The organism is Nocardia sp. NPDC101769 (assembly GCF_044766925.1).
In the GTDB taxonomy this organism is placed as follows: Bacteria; Actinomycetota; Actinomycetes; order Mycobacteriales; family Mycobacteriaceae; genus Nocardia.
The window spans coordinates 1-22,519 of the sequence record NZ_JBIWMX010000062.1 but is presented as its reverse complement, the minus strand read 5'-3'; the positions used below and the strand labels follow the sequence as shown (position 1 = coordinate 22,519).

At 67.6% G+C, this 22,519-nt stretch carries 24 protein-coding genes; 18 read left to right on the top strand and 6 right to left on the bottom strand.

All coding sequences use genetic code 11. From position 1 onward, the window contains the following. Positions 1-740: 740 nt before the first annotated feature. On the bottom strand, positions 741-1,157 hold the full coding sequence (locus ACIRRA_RS43375; RefSeq protein WP_402781104.1) for a carboxymuconolactone decarboxylase family protein: 417 nt from the start codon (positions 1,155-1,157) through the stop codon (positions 741-743). A gap of 104 nt (positions 1,158-1,261) precedes the next feature. Between ACIRRA_RS43375 and ACIRRA_RS43370 the strand changes: the two genes are divergently transcribed. The 12 genes from ACIRRA_RS43370 to ACIRRA_RS43315 all read left to right on the top strand — a co-directional run bounded on the left by ACIRRA_RS43370 (position 1,262) and on the right by ACIRRA_RS43315 (position 13,932). Next, complete coding sequence (locus ACIRRA_RS43370; protein WP_402781101.1) at positions 1,262-2,185, top strand: LysR family transcriptional regulator; 924 nt, start codon at positions 1,262-1,264, stop codon at positions 2,183-2,185. Between the two features lie 193 nt (positions 2,186-2,378). After that, positions 2,379-2,936 (top strand): TetR/AcrR family transcriptional regulator, encoded by a 558-nt coding sequence (locus ACIRRA_RS43365; RefSeq protein ID WP_402781098.1) that lies wholly within the window; start codon positions 2,379-2,381, stop codon positions 2,934-2,936. 71 nt (positions 2,937-3,007) lie between these two features. After that, on the top strand, positions 3,008-4,693 hold the full coding sequence (locus ACIRRA_RS43360) for an alpha/beta fold hydrolase (RefSeq protein ID WP_402781095.1): 1,686 nt from the start codon (positions 3,008-3,010) through the stop codon (positions 4,691-4,693). A gap of 874 nt (positions 4,694-5,567) precedes the next feature. Continuing rightward, positions 5,568-5,870, top strand: coding sequence for a hypothetical protein (locus ACIRRA_RS43355; RefSeq protein ID WP_402781092.1), 303 nt, complete (start codon positions 5,568-5,570; stop codon positions 5,868-5,870). Then, complete coding sequence (locus ACIRRA_RS43350) at positions 5,867-7,162, top strand: hypothetical protein (protein ID WP_402781089.1); 1,296 nt, start codon at positions 5,867-5,869, stop codon at positions 7,160-7,162. The genes ACIRRA_RS43355 and ACIRRA_RS43350 overlap by 4 nt, the downstream gene beginning before the upstream one ends. Before the next feature lie 74 nt (positions 7,163-7,236). Further along, complete coding sequence (locus ACIRRA_RS43345; RefSeq protein ID WP_402781086.1) at positions 7,237-7,497, top strand: hypothetical protein; 261 nt, start codon at positions 7,237-7,239, stop codon at positions 7,495-7,497. Next, entirely contained in the window at positions 7,494-8,474 is a 981-nt protein-coding gene (locus ACIRRA_RS43340) for a hypothetical protein (protein WP_402781083.1), read from the top strand. The genes ACIRRA_RS43345 and ACIRRA_RS43340 overlap by 4 nt, the downstream gene beginning before the upstream one ends. Before the next feature lie 492 nt (positions 8,475-8,966). Beyond that, positions 8,967-11,057: a GNAT family N-acetyltransferase gene (locus ACIRRA_RS43335; RefSeq protein WP_402781080.1), complete on the top strand. Its 2,091-nt coding sequence runs from the start codon at positions 8,967-8,969 to the stop codon at positions 11,055-11,057. Positions 11,058-11,068: 11 nt separating this feature from the next. Next, complete coding sequence (locus tag ACIRRA_RS43330) at positions 11,069-11,599, top strand: hypothetical protein (RefSeq protein ID WP_402781077.1); 531 nt, start codon at positions 11,069-11,071, stop codon at positions 11,597-11,599. A gap of 190 nt (positions 11,600-11,789) precedes the next feature. Beyond that, positions 11,790-12,026, top strand: coding sequence for a tyrosine-type recombinase/integrase (locus ACIRRA_RS43325; protein ID WP_402781074.1), 237 nt, complete (start codon positions 11,790-11,792; stop codon positions 12,024-12,026). Then, complete coding sequence (locus ACIRRA_RS43320; RefSeq protein WP_402781071.1) at positions 12,023-13,231, top strand: hypothetical protein; 1,209 nt, start codon at positions 12,023-12,025, stop codon at positions 13,229-13,231. The genes ACIRRA_RS43325 and ACIRRA_RS43320 overlap by 4 nt, the downstream gene beginning before the upstream one ends. A gap of 503 nt (positions 13,232-13,734) precedes the next feature. Next, a complete protein-coding gene (locus tag ACIRRA_RS43315) occupies positions 13,735-13,932 on the top strand; it encodes a hypothetical protein (protein ID WP_402781068.1) in 198 nt (65 codons plus the stop codon). A gap of 473 nt (positions 13,933-14,405) precedes the next feature. Here ACIRRA_RS43315 and ACIRRA_RS43310 read toward each other — a convergent pair whose 3' ends face one another. From ACIRRA_RS43310 to ACIRRA_RS43300, 3 genes are all read right to left on the bottom strand, one after another. Continuing rightward, entirely contained in the window at positions 14,406-15,119 is a 714-nt protein-coding gene (locus tag ACIRRA_RS43310; protein ID WP_402781065.1) for an alpha/beta hydrolase, read from the bottom strand. Next, positions 15,116-15,637, bottom strand: a complete 522-nt coding sequence (locus ACIRRA_RS43305) for a pyridoxamine 5'-phosphate oxidase family protein (protein WP_402781062.1) — start codon at positions 15,635-15,637, stop codon at positions 15,116-15,118. Before ACIRRA_RS43305 ends, ACIRRA_RS43310 begins: the two co-directional genes overlap by 4 nt. An 85-nt stretch (positions 15,638-15,722) precedes the next feature. Further along, positions 15,723-16,676: an RNA polymerase subunit sigma-70 gene (locus ACIRRA_RS43300; protein ID WP_402781059.1), complete on the bottom strand. Its 954-nt coding sequence runs from the start codon at positions 16,674-16,676 to the stop codon at positions 15,723-15,725. 15 nt (positions 16,677-16,691) lie between these two features. Here ACIRRA_RS43300 and ACIRRA_RS43295 point away from each other — a divergent pair, with 15 nt between their 5' ends. After that, complete coding sequence (locus ACIRRA_RS43295; RefSeq protein ID WP_402781056.1) at positions 16,692-16,871, top strand: hypothetical protein; 180 nt, start codon at positions 16,692-16,694, stop codon at positions 16,869-16,871. Positions 16,872-16,905: 34 nt separating this feature from the next. After that, the gene (locus tag ACIRRA_RS43290) at positions 16,906-17,808 is read left to right on the top strand and encodes a hypothetical protein (RefSeq protein ID WP_402781053.1); all 903 of its coding nucleotides are present in this window, start codon (positions 16,906-16,908) and stop codon (positions 17,806-17,808) included. On the opposite strand, the gene ACIRRA_RS43285 is transcribed toward ACIRRA_RS43290, so the two are convergent. Beyond that, positions 17,729-17,950 carry a hypothetical protein gene (locus tag ACIRRA_RS43285; RefSeq protein ID WP_402781050.1) on the bottom strand — a complete coding sequence of 74 codons (222 nt, stop codon included), beginning with the start codon at positions 17,948-17,950 and terminating at the stop codon, positions 17,729-17,731. The two genes, ACIRRA_RS43290 and ACIRRA_RS43285, sit on opposite strands and share 80 nt — an antisense overlap. Before the next feature lie 278 nt (positions 17,951-18,228). On the opposite strand from ACIRRA_RS43285, the gene ACIRRA_RS43280 reads away from it, so the two are divergent. Next, complete coding sequence (locus ACIRRA_RS43280; protein WP_402781047.1) at positions 18,229-18,684, top strand: hypothetical protein; 456 nt, start codon at positions 18,229-18,231, stop codon at positions 18,682-18,684. 334 nt (positions 18,685-19,018) lie between these two features. Here the strand turns inward: ACIRRA_RS43280 and ACIRRA_RS43275 are convergent, their stop codons facing one another. After that, entirely contained in the window at positions 19,019-19,174 is a 156-nt protein-coding gene (locus ACIRRA_RS43275; protein ID WP_402781044.1) for a hypothetical protein, read from the bottom strand. 143 nt (positions 19,175-19,317) lie between these two features. On the opposite strand from ACIRRA_RS43275, the gene ACIRRA_RS43270 reads away from it, so the two are divergent. From ACIRRA_RS43270 to ACIRRA_RS43260, 3 genes are all read left to right on the top strand, one after another. Continuing rightward, a complete protein-coding gene (locus tag ACIRRA_RS43270) occupies positions 19,318-20,409 on the top strand; it encodes an IS630 family transposase (protein ID WP_402781041.1) in 1,092 nt (363 codons plus the stop codon). An 88-nt stretch (positions 20,410-20,497) separates the two neighbouring features. Beyond that, on the top strand, positions 20,498-21,010 hold the full coding sequence (locus ACIRRA_RS43265; RefSeq protein ID WP_402781038.1) for an IS5 family transposase: 513 nt from the start codon (positions 20,498-20,500) through the stop codon (positions 21,008-21,010). Positions 21,011-21,023: 13 nt separating this feature from the next. Continuing rightward, the gene (locus ACIRRA_RS43260) at positions 21,024-22,340 is read left to right on the top strand and encodes a lipase family protein (protein ID WP_402781035.1); all 1,317 of its coding nucleotides are present in this window, start codon (positions 21,024-21,026) and stop codon (positions 22,338-22,340) included. Positions 22,341-22,519 lie beyond the last annotated feature (179 nt).

Genomic DNA, 22,519 nt, shown 5'->3' with positions numbered 1-22,519 from the left:
GGTGTCGCTGGAGCAGGCCCGCGAAATCGCGACCCGGGCAGTCGACGCCGCATTGGCGGGTCTGTCGCACCGGCCCGGTCACGCCGCTTAACCGGAACTATTCAGGACCGCGGGGTCCGGCCGCGCGGCCGGACCCCGCGGGCGGCGCGTTGGTCGGTCAGTTGCTCGCCCAGGCATCTGATCGCTCTCGGTCACCCGGGTCCCGCTGCAGCACGGCTGATCGCCGCGATGGCCGATCGAAGTCTGTGTTGCACCGAGCCATTTGACCGTGGTTCAGCATGTGGATGCGACGCCACCGTCTCCCGGTCCGCAGCACCGCCTCCACGTGCGCGCGAGTCGCTAGCGGGAACTTCACCCCCACAGCCGGTTTCCCATCCGCGAATCATCTGCGGTAGCAAGTCTTCTCGCCGGATCTGTAGCCGCTGGCCGTCGCATGCCGACTACGTCTGGTCTGTCGTCGAGTCAATGGTCCCAGGATCTCCTGGAGAAGCGATCCGAGGTGCGCTCGCGGATCGCCTTTTGGTCGTGTCCCGACAGGAACACCCGGCCGCCACTGACATCCGAGTGACTAGAACTACTAACGTTCCGTAACGAATCCGCAGGTCACAGCACTGACACATCGCGGTGACGAAGCAGATGTGAGGCGACACGAAAATGTCAGTGGGTCGGCGACACGAGAATGTCAGCTCGGCACCTGTGATTCGTGTGCCGATCGCTGAGCCCGTCCGGCGCCGGGCGCATCAGACGTTGCTGATCGGCAGTAGCTCCCGCTCACCGAAGACCTTCTTGGCGACCAGAGTCGCGTTGATGGCCCGCGGGATCCCGCAGTAGACCGCGGAGTGCAGCAGCGCCTCGGAGACCTCCGATGGGGTCAGGCCGACGTTCAGCGCCGCGTTGATGTGCACGTCCAGTTCGATCTCAGCGCCCCCCAGCGCCGTCAGCACACCCAGGGTGACCAGCTGACGGTCCCGCGGCGACAATTCGGGCCGGGAGTACATGTCCCCGAACGCCCACGCCACCACCTGATGCCCCAGCTCGGGCGAGGTGTCGGACAGGGCGTCGACGATCCGGCGGCCGGCCTCGCCGTCCACCCGGTCCAGCACCGACATGCCGTGCTCGTAGCGGTCCTGCTTCGTGGTCATCGTGTTCGTGGTCATCGAGAGTCCTTTCGTTCTTGCGATGACACCAGCATTGCCCGGCGCCACCCGATCTCAGCTGGATAGGCATGAACAGATATGGTTCCCATGCCCAGGAGGTATGGATGGACCTACGACTACTCGGCTATGCGGTGGCGATCGCCGAGGCCGGCAGCATCAGCGCCGCAGCCCGGAACCTGAATCTGACCCAGCCGACGCTCAGCCGCCAGCTGAAGGAATTGGAGCGGCGCGTCGGGGCCGAGTTGTTCGAGCGCGCCGGCCGCGGCCTGGTGCCGACAGCGGCCGGCAACGCACTGGTGGATCGGGCCAGGATCGTGCTGGCCCAGGCGCAGGCCGCCCTCGAGGACGTCCGGCTCGCCGCCGAGGGCCGCAGCGGCAAGCTGACCGTCACCTTCGCCGGCTCCGGCATCAACGGACCGCTCGGCGCGGTTCTGGGCCGTGTGCGGCGCGAACTACCGCGGGTCGCCCTGCGGTTGGAGGAGAGCTTCAGCGACACCGAGATGTCGGCGGGCGTACTCGACGGCCGCTACGACCTCGCGGTACAGCGGCTGCCGATGCGCGATCCCCGACTGGCCACTCGTGAGTGGTGGCACGAGCCGATGGCGCTGTTCGTCCCCGACGGCCATCCGGTCGGATTCGGCCCCGGTCCCGCGCCGCTGACCGCACTGGGCCAGATCCCGCTGGTGTTGTGGCCGCGCGAGGTGTCACCCCAGTCGCACGACGAGATCCTCGCCCTCTGCGCGAAAGCCGGTGTGGTGCCGCGGATCGGCGCCGAGGGCCGCAGCGTGCAGACGGTGCTGGCACTGGTCGCGGCCGGATTCGGCGGGGCGGTGCTATCGGATTCGCATCGCGCGCTGCGCCGGGTCGGAGTGATCGCCCGACCGCTGGCCGGCACCCGGACGACACTGCGGCTGGTGTGGCGCGTCGGCGACCGGAATCCGGCACTGGAACGACTGCGGGGGGTGCTGGCCGAGGTTCGTTCCGCAGGCGAGCAGCCGCCCGGTGAATCCGGACCACCCGTGGACTGAACCGGTGGCCCGCCGGTCTCAGGGCAGCAGACCCGCTGGTCACGACGTGCAGCCTCTCGATCAGCAGTGCGGCACCTGTCCCCGTCCGGCTCGGTCAATCCCAGTCTGGCGAGAGGCCGGTGACGGCGCTGCCATGCGAACTGGTTGACAGAAATAATTGACAGAAATATGTAGACCGGTCTAAATTTTCCGCATGGGACAGAAGGGCGCCGAGACGCGAGACCGGCTGCTGGACGCTACGCAGGAGCTGGTCGAGGCCGGAGGGTATTTCGGCGCGGGGCTCAACCAGGTGATCGCGCTCAGTGGTGCGCCGCGCGGTTCGCTGTACTTCCACTTCCCCGGCGGTAAGGACCAGCTGGTGGGGGAGTCCGTGCGGCGGGCCGGAGCGGTGATCGGCGATTCTCTTGGGGCGCTTGCCGATTCCGAGTTGCCGGTGGCCGAATTCGTCGACCTGGTGTTGCGTCAACTGGGGGACAGGCTGGAGACGTCGGAGTGGCGGAAGGGGTGTCCGGTCGCCACCGTGGCGCTCGAGACGGCCGCCGTCAATGACCCGATGCAGCAGGCGTGCTCGGAGGTCTACTCCTCGTGGGAGGAGACCCTGCGTGCGCGGCTGGCCGGGCAGCCCGGCGCCGATGATCTGGCCACCGCGATTCTCGCCCTGATCGAGGGTGCGCTGCTGCTGGCCAGGGCGCATCGCAGCAGGGAGCCGCTGAATCGGGTCGGTAGGCAGATCGCCGTCTGGCTGCGGTGAATACGGGCCGGCGTGATCGTCGGCTCTCTTTTTGGCTCGATAATATATAGACCGGTCTATTAGGAGTGGACATGGACGCAATCGTCTTCGGCGCAACCGGATTCATCGGCCGTTCGCTGGTCGCCGAGTTGCTCGGCAGGGGACAACGGGTGGCGGCGGCAGTGCGGAACGACACCCTCACCTCGTGGCTCGTCGACAAGGGGGTCGACATCGGCGGGCTGACGGTCGTCACCGCCGACATCACCGCACCGCTCACGGGTTTGCCCGAGGTGCGCGACGTGTACAACGCCGCGGCGCGGTACGCGTTCGGACTCGACGTGCGCGAGGCGCGGGCTACCAATGTGATCGGGGCGATCAATGTGCTCGACTGGGCCGCGACCCTGCCCGGGCTGCGGCGCCTGGTGCATGTGAGCGGGTACCGGGTGAGCGCGCCGGACGGCGAGCCCGACTACGCCGGGCTGGGGGCGTACGAGGCATCGAAATTCGAGGGCGATCTCGCGGTGCGGAACCGGGCACGCGAGCGCGGCGTACCGCTGACCATTGCCAACCCGAGCACCGTGATCGGGCCGGGGCAGCATCTCGGGCTGGCCGGTCTGGTCCGCGATCTGTGGGAGGGACGGCTGCCCGCGGTCCCGGGCGGTCCGGAGGTTTTCGTGCCGATCGTCACCATCGACTACTTTGTCCGGTTTCTGGCACGCATTCCCGAATCGCCTGCGGGCGAGCACTATTGGGTGCTCGACGACACCACGCCGAGACTGCCCGAACTGGTGGCTACGGTCGCCGACCAGATGGGGGTGCGGGCGCCGCGGCGCAGCGTTCCCGTCGGTCTGCTCCGGCGCCTGCCGCGCAGGCTCACCGGAGCCGATCCCGAGACGCTGTCCTTCCTCTCGACCGACCGCTATCCGACGGCTTCCGCTCGATCCTTCGCCGCCGCAACGGGTCTGGAGATGCCCTCCGCGGACGATGCTCTGCGGACGTGGGCCGACGACCTGGTCGCCGAACGCTTCGGCGCCACGTCACCCTGGGCGCGCCCCTACGGTTTCCACACCGTGGCGGGCAGCCGGACCTGGATCGCCGGAGACAGGCACACTCCCGATCACGTGCTGCTGCACGGGCTTCCGATGAACGCCGATCTGTGGGCACCGCTCGCCGCTCGGCTGCACGGTTCGGTCCTGGCGCCCGATCTGCCGGGCCTGGGCCGCTCGGCCGCCTCCGGCCAGCCGGTGGAGGTGTGGCTGGGGGAGGTGCTGAGCCAGGTCCGGACGCGGCCGGTGCTCGTCGCGCACTCGCTGGCGTGTGGGCCCGCGCTGCGCTATGTCGTCGAGCATCCGGACCGCATCAGCAGGCTGGTTCTGATCTCACCGCCGTTCCTGCAGGCCCCCGGCCCGAAGTCGGCCCGCTCACCGCTGGCGGCGTCGGTGCTGCGACGCATGTCCACCGACCGGCTCGCCGACATGCTGGGCCTTCCCGCGGGTCCCGAGATCGACAGTGCCGCAGCGGATGTGCGCCGTCCCGGAGTCGCGCGGCGGGTGGTCGAGGCGATGCGGACCGTGCACGCCGAGCGGGCACGGTCCCGGGAACTGCTGGACCGGGTGGGCGTCCCGGTCGAGATCATCGTCGGGTCGGCCGATCCGCTGGTCGTGCCCGTCGGCCATCCGGTGACCGAACTGCCCGGCGCCGGACACTATCCGCAGCTCACTCACCCGGCCCAGCTTGCCGGCCACCTCGAACCGATCCCCGGCCCACGCCGCCGGTGACTCCGGCCGTGGACGGTGCGGGGATCAGCCGAACAGATATCCGAAGATCTCATCGCCCAGCTTGCGCTCGGTGATCTCGGCATTGTTGGCCTCCTCGCGCGCGAACTTGACTGTGTGCTGGAGCTTTTCGACGCGCCCGGTCAGTTCGTTGACGCGCTTGGCTGGCAGCGCGCCGGCGACCGGACGTCGCCGGGTTTAACGATGAGAGCCCTCTGTCGCGGTAAGCAGCGAGAAGGCGTATTGGTGGTCGGCGGTCGGGGACTTGAACCCTTGTGGGAGGCGGTGTTCTGGCGCGGTATCACGCCTTGGCCCCGCCGAATCTTCAAACTGATGCCTCGCAGGTCATTTAGACCCATCCGCATCAGATCAATTGAGCCAGGACACCAGTCCGGAGCCGGATTCCGCGAGTCCAGCCGACATCCTCGCGCCGCCGCGCCACCGACATTCCGACGTCACCGACGGCTCTCTATTTGCCCAGGTCAGCGGGGTACGGACCTAGACGGGTTTGAGGACATTCGACGTCGCCTTCCACACATCCGGTGTCGTATCCGCAGGTCAGGGTGCTGACATCAGCGCGTCGCCTCGCACTCGATCGGTCACCTCACAAACGTCAACTTGAATTGACGCACCCAGTTTCATGGATCAGTTCAGGTCGACGTCCGATAAGGCGTATTAACGAACGCGAATCGCGCCGAATACCGGGTGGAGAGCATGTTCTGGGATAGGATTCCGCTGATGATGCCGCCGGACCTGCCGGTGGCCGGCCCCGCACTGCGGCGACGGGACCCACCGCTCACGCACGGCGCCGTCGTGTGACGTTCCCGTGCAGGGGCGAGCGGGTCCGGGCGCCGCGTCCCGAACCGAGGGGAACCCGATGCCCGACACCTCGCCGCCGCACGGCGGAGCCGTCCTCCTTGCCGACCGGCCCCTGCGGTGCCCCCGCACCGCCGCGACCCCGGGTGAGCCGATACCGGCCCATGCGGCGATCCGCGTCACCGACCACGCCACCTTCGACGACCTCGCGATCCCGGCCGAGCAGGTCGGATCCAGCCGGACGGTGCTCGCGACGCCGGCGTGGGACTTGTTCGGGATCGACAGCGGGCGCGCCGATATCGCCGCCGGCCAACCCGAAACCCGCGCCCGGCTCGACGATCTGCGCCGGGAACTCGATCGATGACCCGGCCCGAGCCGGACGCCACCACGGCACCGTCACCCGATACCGCGCCCGCGGGCGGGCCCGCGTCCCGACCGCGGAAGCCCTCCCCGCTGCTGCGGCTGGTCGGCGCGAGCGGGGATCCGGTGGTCGATGCCGCCGACGAGCTCGTCGACCGGTACATGGCCGCGGCCGACGCCGACAACACCACCCGCACCTACGCCTCGGCCTGGAAGCGGTTCGCCGACTGGTGCGCCGCGACCGGGCACACCGCGCTGCCGGCCGAACCGCGCACCGTCGCACGATATCTCGCGGTCGCGGCCGACGACACCGCATGTCCGATCGCCAAGGAGACCTTCACCGTGTGGGTGGCCGCGATCGCGCGGGTGCACTCCGATGCCCGGCTGCCCGACCCGACCGCCGACGCGACGGTGCGCCGCACGGTGCGCGGGATCCGCCGCACCCGCACCCAGGCGGGGGAGACCTCCTCCCAGGCGCCCGCCCTGACCCTGGCGCCCCTGCAGGACGTCCTCACCCACATCCACGGCCATGCCCGCACCTGGCGCCAGCAGGTCGCCGCGCGCCGCGACATCGCGGCGTTGGTGCTCATGTACGCCGCCGGCCTGCGCCGCAGCGAGGCCCTGGGCCTGCAGCTGGGGGATCTGAGCGTGGTCGAGGGCCCCGACCCGCAGCAGCCGCGGCTGCGAATCCGGTTGCGGGGCAGCAAGACCAGCCAGGACGCCGTCGAATACCTGTACCTGCAACGCGGCACCGGCGACGCGTTGTGGTGCCCGTGGTGCGCGCTGATCCGCTGGCAGGCGGTGCTGACCGCCGCCGACGAGGCCGCGGCCGCGGCCCGCGCCCGCCTGCGCGCGGCCGGGCACCCCGATACCGACCTCGACACCGGCGAGGCGGCCGCCCGGATCCGCGACGGCGCCTCGATCGCCGTGCAGCGGCTGCTGCGCGGCGACGCCACCGACCCGCACCGGCATCGATGCACCGGCGACTGGCCCGCCCCGCACCGCGCCCGGGCGCAGCTGTTCCGGCCGGTATCCGGTGGCGGGCTGCCCCACGACCCGCGGGCGGCGCTGACCGGGCAGGCGCTCGGGCGGATGATCACGGCCCGCGCCCAGGCCGCCGGGGCCGGAGCCGCGCGCGGGCACTCCCTGCGCGCCGGGATCGCCACCTGGATGTACGACAACGGCGCCACCGACGCCGAGGTCATGGCCAAGGGCCGCTGGAAACGCGTCGAGACCGCCCAGCGCTACGACCGCCACCGGGCCCAACGCTCCGCCTCGGCCCCGACCGGCCTATGACCACAGGTGGTGAATTCCGGTATCTGCCAACAGATTCGAGACATCGAGCACGATGAGTGAGAGGAGTTCAGGCAGTGGTCGACGAGGCTGGGCCGGGTTCGATCTCTTCCCACACCGAGGCCTCGACCAACGAGATCAGCCCGGTTCTCGACCGGATGCGCGGACTGCGGGCCGCCGGTCTCGATGTCCGGGTTCCTTCGCGGCCGGCAGCGAAGGTCGGCAACAGCCTCAGGTACCGGGCCGACCAATCACGGCTCGAGCGGGTCTGCAAGGGCATCGACGGCCGTCCGGGCCGACGCGGGCACGATCCGGACGCCCCGGTGGGACCGCAATGACGGCACCGGACGGCCACATCGTCCCCGCCGAGCCGGCGCGCGACGAGTACGGCCTCGCCCTGGGCGTGCTCGCCGGCCTGAGCGGTGAGCACGCCCGCGAGTGGCGGCAGTTCCTGCGCTGGGCCCTGGCCGCCGACCTGCCGGTACTGCCCACCACCGCCGACACGGTGCTGGCCTACCTGGGCGACCACACCGGTACCCCGGCCACCCAGCGCGGCCGCGTCACCGCCCTCAACACCGCCCACCAGCAGGCGAAGCTCCCCGCACCGGGCGCGGCCGAGGCGGTGCGCCGCGCCCTCAACCCCGGCCGTTCCCAGCGCCTGCAGGCGGCCCGCACCCGCGCCGACACCGTCATCGAGCGCCTGCCCATCAATGGCTGGCCCGACGCGCTGACCGGGCGCCGCGACGCGGTCCTGCTGCTACTGGCCACCGAAGGGCTGGGCTGGACCCAGATCGCCGCCCTGTCCCAACGCGAGATCACCGTCACCACCGGCGAGGTCCGCATCGGCGCGCAACCACTGCTGACCCTGCCCGCCACCGGCCACCCCCGCACCTGCCCGGTCCGGGTGTTCCGCCGCTGGCACCAGATCCTGGCCCACGCCCCGGCCGCGACCGGCCACATCCGCCTCGAAACCCTGCTCACCGACCCCGAGACCGCCGGGCCCGACGGCGAGCCCGGCCCGCTCGCCCCGCCCGCCGAGTACCGTGACCAGCCGCTGCTGTGTGCCTTCGACGGACGCGGCCTGGCCGTGGGCTTCATCGGTGAACTCGACCCGCTGCCCGCCGACGAGATCGCCGCCATCACCACCGGCGTGCTGCTCGGCCGCGACGAAAACCCCGCCACCGGAACCGATCTCGACCCCGACTACCACGAGCGCGGCATCGCCGCGCGCTGGCGCGCCCGGCCCGTCCTCGACGAACTCGACCAACTGCTCGACCGCTTCGACGACATCGCCGCCCAATTCGACATCCGATAACCGACGCCGGCAAAGAGCCGGGTGGCGTGGCGGACCGATCGAAGCTGCCCGTGCCGGGCATCATCTGTGCAGGTCATGGCACCTAACGTCTTGGACAGGAGGCGCTCGCCCATGGCGAGTAAACGAAACCACAAATCCCGAGCTCGTTCCACACCGCCATCACCGTCCAAGACCCCCACACCGCCGTTCCTCACGGCCACCAAGCCCTTGTTGCGTGGCGGGTACGACCTCTGCGCGGGCGTCCGGGTCCGCCCCGTCACCGGGTCACCACCCTGATCGCCAACAAGGGCTACGACTACCCGAACGTGCATGCCGAACTGCGGCGACGACGCATCACCGGCTACATCCCGCGGCGCGACAAAAGGCCAAGGCTGACACAAATCTTCGCGCGTTCACTGCCCAAGACCATCAATAGCCCTGCCCGTCAGTCCCTGGCTAGCCGAATTCGTAGTTCAGTCAACATCATTGGAGGTTGCGCCCCATACTTGCGGTATGGGGGTGGAAATGGCCGACGTCAGGATCGAACCGGTCGGCAGTGCCGACAATCCGACCTTGGCGAAGCTTGTTGAGCTCGGCGATCTCGCACGCCGAACGCTGGGCCTGTTGCCTCCAGCGGTCTATCACGATGCAGCGGCCAAGAACTGCCTCCTGGCGGCCTTCGTCGGCGATGAGCCGATCGGGTACGCCCTGTTTCGACTACCACGCGATGAGGTCGTGCTGACGCATTTGTGTGTACAACCCGACTATCGCAGAGCCGGTGTCGCCAAACTCCTCGTCGACGAGCTGAGCAAGCGTCATCGGCAACGTCAGGGCGTGAAGGCGAAGTGTCGGGATGATTACCAGGCGATAGCAGACGTCTGGCAGGGACTGGGATTCGCACCACGCGCGAAGACCCACGGGCGCGGACATGACCGCGCACCGATGACAGTGTGGTGGCGCGATCATGGGCATCCGAATCTCTTTACCCCACCGATGGAAGAACCCACCGTCGTGCGCGTGGCCCTCGACACCAATATCCTGCTCGACCTCCAACCTTCGACAAACCACCATCGTCCCCCTCGATCCGAGCTTCTGCTGGCTCAACACCTTTCGGATCGGATGGAGTTGATCGTCTCGTACGGACTCGAACGCGACATCGGCAACCATCGGGTAGCCGATCCGACCACCACCATTGAGTTCGCCAGTACCTTCACCCGGCCGCGTGGGTCCCGCAGCCGTGCCGAGCAACTGTTCGACGCGATGCGCACCGAGGTCCGCGCGCACGATTCCAAATTCCCTCGAAGCGAGCAGGACATCGGCGATCTGTGGCACCTCGCGGAGGCCGCAGCCGCCGGTGCCCAAGTGTTCCTCACCTGGGATGAGCGTCTGTGCAACGACGTCGCACCGCACGCACTCAAGGCACGGGCCCCCGAACTGTCCCGCATGCGGGTACTTGACCCAGATCACCTGGAGATTCGGTTGGACGAGCTAGCGAATGCCGCGGCCTACAGTCCAAGCGACTTGGCGGGAAGCGAATTCACCACCGCGCGTGTCGGATCGGATGCGCGGCAACATCTCCAGCATTTCCTCGATCACAACCGGGGCGAATCCAAATCGGAGTTCCGGGCACGGCTCCGAGAAGCCGCCCGGACCCGAGACGGCTACGAGGTCGTGAGGGCACCCGACAGCGCACTCATCGCTTGCTACTCGCTCACGATCGAGGACTCGATCCTGGACGTACCGCTTTTGCGGCTCACCGACCACCCGATAGCCGAGACACTCACCCGCCAATTGCTCTGGGGCTTCAGACATCGCGCCCGCCAAGCAAGCGCCTGCGTCGTCCGGCTCACCGACCCCTACCTCTCCGAAACAACCCGCCGAATCGCTGAAACCGAGTCCTATCGATCCCACAACTCGACACTTGCCGCGCTCGTAGTGGACCGAACCGGTCCCGGCACGATGATCGGCGCGACTGCGACTGCGATCGGGCAACTCATCGACCTTCCTCCGACACTGCTGATCCGGCCGCATGAAACAGCCGCGACCGCTGCACATTACGAACGATTGTGGTGGCCGGCGAAGATCACCGACAGCGAACTACCCGGATTTGTCGTCCCGATAAAACCACGATGGAGCACCGACCTTTTCGGAGTCCCGGCGGCGCTGCTGGCTCGTGACTCACAACTGGCTCTTGGTCGCCAACATGTCTACTTCCGAAGCGGAAGGCGTAGTTGCCTACGGGCACCCAGCCGTATCCTCTGGTACATGAGTAGCAGCGACTCATCGGGTGAGGGCAAGTTCATCGGCACTTCGCTACTCGACCACACCGAACGCGGCACACCCCAAACCCTCCACGATCTATACGGACGATACGGAATATTCCGGATCGAAGATATCGAGAAGGCTGCCACGAACAACATCGCGGAAGCCCTGCTGATATCCGACACAGAATTGTTTGACAATCCGATTCACTGGTCGACATACATGGCGCTGAAACCTGCGGACGATGGTCCGCGAAGCGTGCAGGGTCCAGCCAAGATTTCATCCACGCTGTTTGAAAGACTGTACCGATACGCAACAGGTCGACACGAATCACGAACCTAGGGCGATCGAAGATGTACGAATCGCTGGTTCAATCCACCGTCACGGCACCCATTCAGGATATGATCTCGGATGTGATCAACAAAGATTCGGGAAAACCGGATGAAGGCCAGCCCCGCCCGCTGGTACTGTCCCTGAAGCCGTGTTACGCAACCGCAATTCTAGATGGCACCAAGACCGTGGAACTTCGACGCCAGCGCATTGCAGCCCCGTGTGGGACGACGATTATCCTGTATTCGAGCGCACCTGTGATGGCAGTCGTCGGCACGGCAACACTCGCAGGCAGCGATACCGATACAGCAAGCAGAATTTGGCAGCGTTATGGATACGGACTGAGCCTGAGTCGGAAGGAATACGACTCCTACTTGATCGGAGCCTCCAGCGCGACGGTTCTCCTAATAGGCGATCCTACACCACTGGATGATCCCCACCCTCTGAAGTTTCTTCGCGAACAGACAGGATTCCGACCCCCACAAAGCTACCGATACCTCCACGCGAATGACCCGGAGGTATTGCACTTCATGGCGTCCCGAATCCCGGCCTGACCACAGCCGCAGAATCCCCGCTATTGGTTCGGCGATTGCATCGCATCCAGACCGTCGATCCCGAGGCTGTTCACAACACCTAGACTCGGGATCGGATTGGATTGGATTGGATTCAGCGACCCCTATTCCAAAGGGTCGCAGAAAGTAACCTGGTATTACCGATCGGGACCAAGCCGTCACCCGCCCCGCCGTGGTGGCCGACATTCTCAAACGCCGTGCGGCCCAGGCGGGTTTCGACCCCGCCGTGGTCGAGACGCTCAAGGGGCACTCCGCCCGCGGCGGAGCCGCCACCATGGCCCTGGCGGCCGGGGTCAGCATCAACGACGTCGCCAAACACCTGCGCCACCGCGACATCAACAGCACCCGCATCTACGACAAGCGCCAGCCCTGGGCCGGGAACACCGCCGCCGACAACCTCGGCCTGTGAACGCCGTGACCCCCGACCACGACCACGATCTCGACGACGTCGACGACCCGGACGGCGAATTCGTGTGCGCCGCACCACCTCCCGGGCTGCCGGCGCGCTATCACCGCGGCTGGCGCGACTACGCCATCTGGTGCGCGGCCGTGCAACGCCGCGTTCTGCCCACCGCGCCGCTGACCATGCTCGAGTTCCTCGCCGAGCATCCCGGCGCCACCGCCACCCTCGCCGGGCGGATCACCGCGGTCAACGCCGCCCACCGCGCGGCCGGGCACGCGGTCCCGGGCCGCGCCGAAGCGCTGCGCCAGGCCCTCGACGACGACCGCGCCCGCCGCGCCGCCCGGATCCGGGCGGTGGTGGAGGCGATCGTGCCGCGGATCCCGCGCTGGGGCTGGCCCGCCGGGCTGGCCGGACGCCGCAACGCCGCCCTGCTCACCCTCGCCGGGACCGGCCTGCCCCGCGCCGCCATCGCCGCACTGACCCTCGGCGACGTCGTCACGACCACCGATGCCGACGGCCGGGTGCTCGTCCATCTCGGCGGCGCGCCGCTGGCGACGCTCACCGCCGCCGATGATCCGGACCGGTGCCCGGTCACCGCGCTGCGCGGCTGGCTCGAGGTGCGCGGCGCGCTGCAGCGCTACAGCGGCCACGCCCTGCTCGCCCACGCGCTGGAAAACCACACGCTCCCACCGATTCCGGTGGAGTCCGTGGATCCCGGTCAGCCGTTGTTCGTGCTGCTCGACCGCCACGGCTACGCACCCACCCCGCACACCGACACCCCCCGGCGCGCCGCCGACCCTGCCCGCCCTCGGCGTCGACTCGATCAGCGCGGTCATCACCCGCCACCTGTCCGGGCAGCCGGTGCGCTACCGGACCCGGTCGCGCACACCGGCTTCCGGCGATCCGGTACCGATCCCGGAGCCGGAGCCGATCGTCGAGATCGAGCTCGCCGGCGACTACTACGAGCGCGGCACCGCCGCCCGCCGCCGCGACGCCGAACTCCTCGCCGACGTCGACGACCGCCTCGACGCCGTGCTGGCCCAGATGGACGACTGGCTCACCCGCACCGACGCGCTCATCGCCGACACCCTCGGCACCCGCACGACGTGAACGCACACTGGGCCGCCGAATCCGGCTGGCCCCAGCCGGATTCGCTGACCGCTGTCGGTGCGGGCTCCCATGCTCCCGGCATGCCCCGCGCCGAGAACTAGCCATTAGAGGTGGCCAGAGGATAGAACCGCGGGTCAGCGCTGGAAGCGCGATCAGCCATCATGATGGCCATTTAGGCGGATTCACCGTTCTTCGGCGTCAGCACCAGAATCACCGAGCTCGTCTCGGCGTCGGACCGGACGTCGAACCCGCACACTTCGATTGGCGCGCCCGGGCCATAGGGTCATCCTGCCACGAAGCTACGCAGTTGCGTGCCCGGCGTTCCGGAGTCCCATTTCGTGAAATCCGCGGACAGCGCAACACCTTTGAGCAGCCACAACGGCCGCAGCGTGCCCACATACACGCAGTGTGTCGGCTAGCTGTCACTCGCACCGTTAAGATGATATGCAGTCGGCCCAGTGTTCAACCAACGCAAGAAGGTTGAGGCCGATCTCCCTGACTGGGTTCGCTCGCGAGCGCGGCGTGCGGGGTTCCTCCGAATTGTCCGGAGTGGCCCTGTCCGTCGCGCTCGCGGCGGAATCCCAACTCACGGAGAGGAAGGCACGTGGAATATCGGCTGCCTGAATCGAACACGGCACCGACGAAGCGGCACCGGAGCAACACCCGTGTACTGCTCGAAGCACTCAAGTGGGTGCGGACCGGTGTGAACGTCTACATGCTGGTGGTCGGCGAACATGAGACCGCCGCCTCAGCGATCGAGACGATCACCAAGGCGGCGGTGCACCTGCTGCACGAGAACTGACTTCCTAGGGACGTATCTCGTACCAGCTCCCCAGCCCCGAACGGTGAACCGTTCGGGGCTGGTGCGTTTCCCGGGCACTCGAACAAAACTTCGATGTGCAGGTTTGCACATCAGTTTACGACAACGAATTAAGCCGTGGAAATAGGTGGCAGCCGGACATGGGAAACCATCCCTGGAAACCATGGCTGCCGGGACACAACGCTACGAGCATCTCCCAGCCCACTTGGGACACAACGCAACAAGCGTCCCAAGCCCGCATCCGTGAGCAACAGCGCGGCGGCCGACAGGTTCGGTCAGGCGTCGTCGCCGCCCCCGGACACCGCTGACAGTAATCGGGGGACCTCTTCGCGCAGAGCCCAGTGCTCGGCAATGCCGCCGTCGGCGAGACAGCCTCGGCAGTCATGCCTACCTCACTTCCTTCGCGATGAGCGCGAAGTCGACGTTCGGCGGAATGACGTTGTTCTGCAACGCCATTACCGCGGTGGCCCGGCGGCCGTGCCCGCAGCCGACCTCGTGGTGGCGTATGTCTCCAGCTGGTCGGCGATTTGTTGGGGGCGGGTGAGGGCGGCCATGTGGCCGCCGTCGATCTCGTCGGGGACGGTCCCGAGGCGTTCTGCAACGATGTGCCGCATGAACGCGGCGGGCAGGAAGCGATCGTCGCGGCAGAGCAGGAAGCTCGTCGATATCGCAGGCCATGCGGACAGGGGCCAGGGCTCGGTGAACGGGGTGCTGGACTGCCGGCGGCTGCGCTCACGCGCCTGCGCTGCCAATTCGGGTGGAACATCGTGGAAGAACAGGGCGTCCTCGTCGTCGGGGCGCCGGCCGTCTCGTTCGTCCTGTTGGCGGCGGGCCTGCTCGTAGCCGGTGTTGGCCCACCAGTCGGCGGGGGCCTCACCCGGCCGCGGGATCATCGCGGACAGCAGCACCAGCCGCTGGACCGGAATGCGTTGGCAGACAAGCGGTGCGGTGAACCCGCCGAACGAGTGGGCGACCAGCACAGTGTCGGCGGGATCGCTGATGGCCGCGGCCACGGTGTCGGCGTACTCGGGCAGCCCGGCCGCATCGTCGTCGCAGGGTAGGTCCGGGGTGGCCACGCGGTGGCCACGGGAGCGAAGTATGCCGGCGAGCAGATGCCAGTACCAGGAATCGGACCCGGCCCCGGGGATGAACACGAACTCGGTCTTCACGAGCGCCCCCGCCGCGCGAAGTCGACCGCCGTGGAGCCACCGGGGAACCGGGTCCGGAAGTCCAGGACCCCCACCCATGCCGGGCGCACCGCGATCCGGGCCATCCGTACCCCGGGTCCATTGACGGCCGCGACCTGGGCCGAGGCCTGTTCCTCGCCTCCGTAGCGACGCAGCGCCAGCGCGTACTCCGGAACGATTCCGTCGATCTCGGTGATCTGGGCACGGCCGCGCAGCAGCAGCGCCTGAGGCTGGGCCGCAGCCGCATCGATCGTGATCGCCACCTCGGGCCTGGCCCGCAGCGCTGTGATCTTGCGGGCGGGCACGAACGTGGACAAGACCACCTCATGCCCGGTCCAGTGGAACAGCATCGGGAAAACGCGTGGGGCGTCGTCCTCGGCGACATACGCCAGGCGCGCCAGTTCGGTCGAGGTCAACAGGCCCTGCGCAATGTCGCTGTCCAGCAGGCGGATATCGCCCTGCGGCAGCGACCCCAGTTCTTCGCGTGTCAGTGAGTGCACACCTGGCTCCTTGAGTCATCGACCGCGTCGGTCGCGGTCGTGCCCTGTGAGACCGGTGGAGCGCGGAAAAGGAATCGGAGCCGAATCAGGACAGGGTCGCGGGCAGACCGAACGCGTCGAACACCTCCGGCTGGAACGCGGTGATCTCGACGATCCGTCCGTCCTCGACACGCAGCACGTTGAGCACCTGCGCCTGATAGAACGGCTCTCCCGGCCGCAGGAGGTACCCGGCCATGGCCGGCTGCCGGTTCGCCCAGACCGCCACGCCCCGCCATCGCCCCTGATGCAGCGGCGATCCGGGCCCCAGCGCATGCGCGGCGAAACCGACGACCTCCGCCCGGCCGGCGAAGAAGTACGGCAATGGCGGCATGGACAGTCGCACATCCTCGCTCAACAGCTGCGCGAACCCCGCGATATCGGCGCACTCGTGGACGGCCATGAACTGCCGCAGCAACTCCCGCTCCTGCCCGGTCGGAGCCGGCACCCGGGCAGGAGCCTGCCCAACGTCCCGGTGCGGCAGATGCGCCCGAAGCACAGGCCGTGCCCGCTGCAACGCGCTCTTCACCGCGGCCACGCTCATCTCCAGCAACTCACCGGTCTCCGCCGCAGACCAGCCGAGCACGTCCCGCAGGATCAGTACCGCCCGTTGCCGAGGCGGCAAGTACTGGATGGCCACCAGAAACGCGAGCTCGATGGTCTCCCGAGCGACGATCACCGTCTCCGGCTCCGCGTCCTGGTCGGCCACCGGCTCCAGCAACCGGTCCGGAAACGGCTGCAACCATCCCACCTCCGCCGCTGCGCCGGCTGTATCCGGCGTCGGCTGCCACGGGCGCCGGTCAAGGAAGTCCAGGCACGCGTTCGTCGCGATCCGATACAGCCACGCGCGAAATGTGGAGCGTCCCTGGAAACTTCCGCGATAGCGCCACGCTCGGAGCAACGTTTCCTGTACCAGGTCCTCGGCCTCGTCGAACGAGCCCAGCATCCGATAACAGTGCACCCGCAACTCCCAGCGGTACCGCTCGGCCAACCCCGCAAACACCGCTCCGTCCCCGGTATGCGCAGCGACGACGCCCTCATCCTCCACGACCCGACCATACTCACGGCCGAGAAGGTCGCCGCTGTGAAGTACGTGGTGCCGGAGAACCTCGTCCCGGCCACGACCGGCAGGCCGACCCGATCGTTCCGGACGGAAAACCTACCGCCGCCGACGAACACGCCGACGCGCGAACTATGAGATCTCCTCGCACACGTGGATCGCGGGCGCCGAGGTGAGCGAGCCAGGCGATGTGTTGGTCTCGGGACGGCTGCTCACCGAGATCGCGAAGGCTCTGCCGGCTCGCCCGGTCGAGTTGTCCGACAACGGCGACCGCCTCGAGATCGTCTGTGGTCAATCACGATTCGCGTTGCCGCTCATGGCTGTCGACGACTATCCAGCCCTTCCGGCCCTGCCTCCGATGGCAGGCGCTGTCGACTACGCGGATTTTTGCGACGCCGTGACCCGAGTTGCCGTTGCCGCAGGGCGCGCGCAAAGCCATCGCCGCCGGCGGCGATGTCGCGGGCTTGCCCGGCCCTGCGGACGGAAGGCAGAACCGGGCGGGGGTGACATATCTCCACAGCAGGCACCCGACCATGGCCGTGGCCATCGGCGGATAACCACAGATCATCGTAGGTACGCGACCATGCGCCGGTGCCCCGCCACGCCGCGATACGAACCCCCCACCGCTACATCCACAACTCGGTGTCGGGAGGAGGCCGGTCGCCACGAGCCGACAAGCGCTGCGCGAAGGTTTGCGTCCACGCCACCGTCTCCGATTCCTCCCCGGCCCGGAGAGGCGCCGTCGCGTCGCCGAAGCACCGGTGCGGCTGTCCGCACCGCCGGGGCGGACCTGCGACGCCAACAGCCACACTCCCCAGGAGACGTAGGCCTCCACGCTCATCCCCGCGCACTCGGCGGCATCGTTCAACGTGAGCCAGTCGTCCTCGCCCACCGTCACCACAATGTCCCTGCTCGCCATACGACCAACGCTAGACCCGCCGAGGATGTGGGCCGACAACCATCACCGCAGGCAACGGCGTTTCACACGCGGACTATCAGCGGCCGGTCAGCTGCTTGTAGCGCAGGAACTCCTCGAAGGAGACCTGCCCCTCCGCCCAGATGCGGTCTTCCTTGATACGACACCCGACGATGTCCCGCACTTCCGGGTCCTGGGCCGCACCCCACACGAGCGCGTCATCGAAGGTGATGAAACCGTCGCCGTCGGTATCGATCTCGTCGAACTCCCGCCGGGTGGCGATGAACTGCTGCTGGTCCATGCCCTTTCTCCTCTACCGGTTGGTTACCGCCGAACAGCCGCCTTCGTTCGTCATCGATCCAGCGCACAATCGTACGCGGAAAGTTTGCTACCACCCGGAAGGGCAGGGAATCGAAACGAACCGAAGCATCGGGGCCAACGCTTCCGGTCCCAGGCCCACACAAGGCAACGGCGCGTGAGCGGCGGCGATCGTGGTGGTGGTTTCCAGGCAATTGGCGGTTTTGTCGCCCTGATGTCGCAGCGCCTCGGGCGCGCTATGGCTGTCTATAGTCGTTCGCTATGAAAAGGTGGCGGCGCAAGCGGGTGACCATAGACCGCGTTTCGGTGGCCGGGGTGCGGGAGGACGCGCGGCGGGAGCCGGGCGGCTTGACTCCGCACAACGGGTTTGCTGAACGGATACTGTCGACGCCGGCTGTCCCGGCGTGGATTCACTGGGTCCATGACCGCGATCCCGAGATCGCGCGCTTCTACTTCCAGCTGCACTATCCCCTCGACGACGGCCATGGCGATGAGCAGCGGATCCTCAAGCGGCCCTATCAGGCCGAGCAAGCCGCACGCTGTGTGGAACGAGCCCGCCGCTTCCACAGCGACAGACCCGTGGTGAGCGCGTACTTCCCCGAGCTGCCCGACGACGAAGACTTCCACGCCGCCTGCGACGCCGGGCGGGAATGGGACGGGCACTGGTACTCCCGCGACCCGCTGGAAGCCTGGCCCGATGTCCACGGCCTCCGGTAGCCCGCCAGGACTCGTCTTCGTGCCGCGGAGCGAACTCCGGCAGCACGAGATTGTTCGGAAAACGATTTACGACACTTCACCCGCCGAAGGTGAAGACTCTGGTCGACTCGATCGAGCGCGTGTCCGAACAACGTGTCGAAAACCCCTGGTGTCAAACAAAACAGCACGGCCGCTGGACGCCGCTCGGCGCGCTCACACATCACGCGGGTGGGTCCGATGCCCGCAGGGGGAAGGAACATTCGCGTCAGGTCGTGCGCTGCGTGCGGTCAAGCTTTTCTGCGGCTCGTGGCCCTGAATGCCTGTCGGCACGTAAGTCACGTTGATGGTGAAGTTCTCACTGTTCCTCGACGTGGAGGAGCATCGCCGCGGCCAAGGCCCGCGGCGCGTGCACCGGCCGCACACCCGCGCTGACCGACGCCCAGGCCGGGCGGCTGCGTGAGCGGGCCTGGGCGGGTGAGTCGAAGTCGTTGCTGGCCAGGGAATTCGGCATCACCACGAAACCGTCTACAGCTACCTGCGCGCCGACACCGTCACCGGCTAGGTTTGTGCCACCTGCGGTAACCTTCAGCTGAGCTGCTCGGCTAGTGTGCTGAACCAGTAATTCGTTGAATAAGTGAGTTGTAGGCTCTTCTGGTGGCGCGGACGGGTCGGCCGGTGGCCGAGGTGGTGTTGACCGACGAGGAGCGGCAGACGTTGCAGCGGTGGGCGCGGCGAGCGAAGTCGTCGCAGGCTCTGGCGCAGCGGTGCCGCATCGTATTGGGTTGCGCGGCAGGCAAATCCAACAAGGAAGTAGCGGCCGAGCTGGGGATCTGGCCGCAGACGGTGGGCAAGTGGCGCAACCGGTTCATCGCCCGCCGGCTCGAGGGGTTGGTCGACGAACCGCGGCCGGGCGCGCCACGCACGGTCACCGATGAGCAGGTCGAGACGGTGCTGGTAGCCACGCTGGAACGGCAGCCCGCCGACGCCACCCACTGGTCGCGGACGTCGATGGCCGCCGAGAGTGGATTGTCGAAGTCGACGGTGGGCCGGATCTGGAAGGCGTTCAGGCTGGCGCCGCATCGAGTCGACGAGTTCAAGATCTCCAATGATCCGCAGTTCGTGGACAAGGTCCGCGACGTGGTCGGGCTCTATCTGGATCCGCCGGAGAAGGCGCTGGTGCTGTGTGTGGACGAGAAGTCCCAGATCCAGGCCCTGGACCGGTCGGCGCCGGTGCTGCCGATGATGCCCGGCATGCCCGAACGCCGCACCCACGACTACATCCGCCACCCCATCACCACCCTGTTCGCCGCGCTCGACATCGCCAACGGCGAGGTCATCGGCGAGATCCACCGACGTCACCGCGCGGTCGAGTTCAAGAAGTTCCTCATCACCCTCGATAAGCGGGTGCCACCCGAGCTGGACGTGCACCTGATCTGTGACAACTACTCCACCCACAAGGCACCCGTGGTCGCGAAATGGCTTGCGGCACATCCCCGTTTCCACATGCACTTCACCCCCACCTACTCGTCGTGGTTGAACCAGGTGGAACGTTGGTTCGGCCTGCTGACCGACAAGAAACTCCGCCGCAGCGCCCACCGGTCGATCCAGGCCCTCGAACGCGACATCCGCGACTGGATCACCCGATGGAACACCGACCCGAAACCGTTCACCTGGACCAAGACCGCCGACGACATTCTCGAACGACTCGCCTCATATCTTCAACGGATTCCTGGCGCGGAACACTAGAGCGTGTCCTTAAAGCCGGTTTGGTCTGACCGGTGTCGTCGGTGGTCGGGCTGTGATTTGATGCCCGATTGCGGCGCGTAGGCACGAATTGACCGAGCAGCAATGGCGAGTGGTGGAGCCGTTGCTGCCCCCGTCAGGTGCGAAGGGGCGACCCCGGGTCGATGACCGGCGGGTGATCAACGCCATGCTCTACAAAGCGAAGACGGGTGTGGCGTGGCGGGATCTGCCCGAACGGTACGGGCCGTGGAAAACGGTCTACAACCGGTTCTGGCGGTGGACCCGCAACGGGACGCTGGCGATGCTGGTCACGAACGTGCGGGTGATCGCTGAGGCGATCGACGAGCTCGACCGGGAAGTGTCGGTGGACTCGTCGATCGTGCGTGCCCACCAGCACGCCGCTGGCGGGCGTCGGCGTGTGATTCACACAGGGGGACAACGGATCCGGCGGCAGGTTAAAGTAGCGTCCGCTGCCGCACGTGATCCACACCACAGGCTTGGTGCGGCAGCCGTGGCATGGGCAAAGACGCCGGTGCCGCGAACGCGATCGGGCGCCGCCGCCGGGTCGATCGGGGTTCCAGGGTTCTGTGCTGCACCCCAGTGAAGGGACGAAACCGATGAAGAAGCCGAACACGATCGGCAGTGCCGCCACAGCGGTCCTCGCCGCAGCGCTGATGACCACCACCTCCGCGATGCTCGCACCGCAAGCGCATGCGAGCACGGACCCGTTCTACGAATACTCGGGGCAGCAACCGCTTTCCGAGATCACGCCGGGAACCGTGCTGGCGACCCGCACCGTGCCCTATCACCTATCCGGTGTGGCGACTCCGCTCACGGCCGTGCAGCTGCTGTATCGCACCACCGACGCCCAGCAGCGGCCGAGCGTCAACGTCACCTCGGTGCTGATACCGCCCGGCGCCGACCCGGCCGAGGCCGTGGCATACCAATCCGCTTACGACTCACTCGATCCCGACGACGGACCCTCGCGCGCGATCGCGGGAACCGCGACCCCCACAGGTGCGCTCGTCAACACCACGGATGGCGCGTTCGTCTCGCAGTTCCTCGCTCAGCGCCGGGCGGTCATCGTCGCCGACGTGGAAGGACCGCGGGCCACCCTCGGCACCGGCCCCGAATACGGCAGAGCCACACTGGATTCCATCCGCGCGGCGACCCGTTCCACCGCGACCGGACTGTCCCCCGACACCCGCATCGGATTGTTCGGCTACTCCGGCGGCGGGATCGCCACCACCTGGGCCTCGGCCCTGGCTCCGACCTACGCCCCCGATATCGATCAACGACTCGTCGGCGCGGCGGCCGGCGGCGTCATGGTCGACTTCCCCCGCACCGTGCACTACATCGACGGCAGCGGATTCTGGGCCGGCGTCATGGTGCCCACCGTCATCGGCCTTGCCCGCGCCTACGACATCGACCTCACCCCCTACCTCAGTGATTACGGTGCACAGCTGCTGACCCAACTCGACAACGCATCCATCAACGACGCACTCGGCCACTATCCCGGCCTGAAATGGGAGCAACTGGCCAAACCCGAATACCGCGACCCCGACTCCATCCCCTCGCTCGCCGAGGCCACCCGCCAGGCCGACCTCGAACTCGCCCCGACCCCGACCACCCCGATGTTCATCGGCCAAGGCACCGACGGCACCCTCGAAGGCACCGACAACACCAAACCCGGCATCGGCCCCGGGGACGGTGTGATGATCGCCGGCGACGTCCGCACCCTGGCCCGCCGATACTGCGACACCGGCAACCACGCCATCACCTACCGCCAGTACGGCGCGCTGTCACACGTTACCGCGTTACCGGTGTGGAGCGTCGACGCCTTCTCCTGGCTCAACGACCGATTCGCCGCAGTCCCCGCACCCACGAACTGCACCGAAATCGCCCCCGAAAACCCCCACACAGACGGCAATTGAGGCCCACCGAGCACCGCGAGCCTGCTATTCCCGACCATGCCTGCGCCCATCGCTCTACAACTGGAACGCGCTGTCATGGCGCCCCTACTTATCTTCGAACGGTTGATCAGGCAAGGCGAGATACCTCTGGCTCCCCTTGGTCGATGAGACCTCCCTAAAGGCGTGGCGTTCGCCTTGTC

Bases quoted from the DNA above. Each gene is read 5' to 3' on its own strand.
- ACIRRA_RS43375 (WP_402781104.1), bottom strand. From the start codon at position 1,157: ATGACCACGAACACGATGACCACGAAGCAGGACCGCTACGAGCACGGC.
- ACIRRA_RS43370 (WP_402781101.1), top strand. From the start codon at position 1,262: ATGGACCTACGACTACTCGGCTATGCGGTGGCGATCGCCGAGGCCGGC.
- ACIRRA_RS43365 (WP_402781098.1), top strand. From the start codon at position 2,379: ATGGGACAGAAGGGCGCCGAGACGCGAGACCGGCTGCTGGACGCTACG.
- ACIRRA_RS43360 (WP_402781095.1), top strand. From the start codon at position 3,008: ATGGACGCAATCGTCTTCGGCGCAACCGGATTCATCGGCCGTTCGCTG.
- ACIRRA_RS43355 (WP_402781092.1), top strand. From the start codon at position 5,568: ATGCCCGACACCTCGCCGCCGCACGGCGGAGCCGTCCTCCTTGCCGAC.
- ACIRRA_RS43350 (WP_402781089.1), top strand. From the start codon at position 5,867: ATGACCCGGCCCGAGCCGGACGCCACCACGGCACCGTCACCCGATACC.
- ACIRRA_RS43340 (WP_402781083.1), top strand. From the start codon at position 7,494: ATGACGGCACCGGACGGCCACATCGTCCCCGCCGAGCCGGCGCGCGAC.
- ACIRRA_RS43335 (WP_402781080.1), top strand. From the start codon at position 8,967: ATGGGGGTGGAAATGGCCGACGTCAGGATCGAACCGGTCGGCAGTGCC.
- ACIRRA_RS43330 (WP_402781077.1), top strand. From the start codon at position 11,069: ATGTACGAATCGCTGGTTCAATCCACCGTCACGGCACCCATTCAGGAT.
- ACIRRA_RS43295 (WP_402781056.1), top strand. From the start codon at position 16,692: ATGCGCAGCGACGACGCCCTCATCCTCCACGACCCGACCATACTCACG.
- ACIRRA_RS43285 (WP_402781050.1), bottom strand. From the start codon at position 17,950: ATGGACCAGCAGCAGTTCATCGCCACCCGGCGGGAGTTCGACGAGATC.
- ACIRRA_RS43280 (WP_402781047.1), top strand. From the start codon at position 18,229: ATGAAAAGGTGGCGGCGCAAGCGGGTGACCATAGACCGCGTTTCGGTG.
- ACIRRA_RS43275 (WP_402781044.1), bottom strand. From the start codon at position 19,174: ATGCCGAATTCCCTGGCCAGCAACGACTTCGACTCACCCGCCCAGGCC.
- ACIRRA_RS43260 (WP_402781035.1), top strand. From the start codon at position 21,024: ATGAAGAAGCCGAACACGATCGGCAGTGCCGCCACAGCGGTCCTCGCC.